The organism is Parashewanella curva, assembly GCF_003675895.1.
GTDB classification, from domain to species: domain Bacteria; phylum Pseudomonadota; class Gammaproteobacteria; order Enterobacterales; family Shewanellaceae; genus Parashewanella; species Parashewanella curva.
This window is the reverse complement of sequence record NZ_ML014967.1, coordinates 1-718: the sequence shown is the minus strand read 5'-3', so window position 1 is coordinate 718 and position 718 is coordinate 1. Positions and strand designations below refer to the sequence as shown.

1 protein-coding gene is annotated in these 718 nt (G+C 39.8%); it reads right to left on the bottom strand.

From position 1 onward, the window contains the following. Positions 1-121 precede the first annotated feature (121 nt). Positions 122-622, bottom strand: coding sequence for an ATP-binding protein (locus tag D5018_RS21480; RefSeq protein WP_133309380.1), 501 nt, complete (start codon positions 620-622; stop codon positions 122-124). Between the last annotated feature and the right edge of the window lie 96 nt (positions 623-718).

The window sequence follows — 718 nt, the reverse complement described above, 5'->3', positions numbered from 1 at the left end:
CTTCTGTGCCATACGCAGTTACGTTTCGAGTTGCAGAAAGCAAAATATAACAGCTTCAACAGCGCTGAACTTGTTGTTCAGTGGGCATTTGCCAGATATTTTTGTTCAGTAGGCTGAATAGTTACATTTCTTCTTTGTAAATTAACGGTTCTTCAGTTTCACCACTGGCCTTTAAGGCTTCACTAATAACCTCTTCGATTACAGATTCAGCCTTTTTCGCTCGAAAGTTCAAAAGCTTTGCAACTTGTGTGGCATTGGCGATAAGTGCTGGTGATGCTTTAGATACAAGTGATTTACGGTAACCTTTAGATAACCTTAACCCTTTCAAATACTCAGCAACGACACGATCATTTAAGGTGCTATCAGGCTTTGGCACCTCTATAACCAGTTTAAATCTGCGAATAAAGCTTGGTTCTAGGTCATCTATATAGTTGGTTATCCATATACACGGCACAGGGTTGGTTTCTAAAACCCGCATTACAGATTCTTTCGAGTAATGCTCATCTACATGAAGAAAGAGGCTCTCGCATTCATCAACCAACAATAAGCAGTTATCATTGATGGTTAGCAGCTTCAAGACCATCTTTAAGTAGCCTAGGGCAAACGGGTCTAAATTAGACACTCAGTTTGCCCACGGTTAAAACCTTCATCAAATAATCTTCATCCCAGCCAGCTTTTAACCGTTTGCTTTTTATTCCAACTTTTGCTGTTTTCTCAT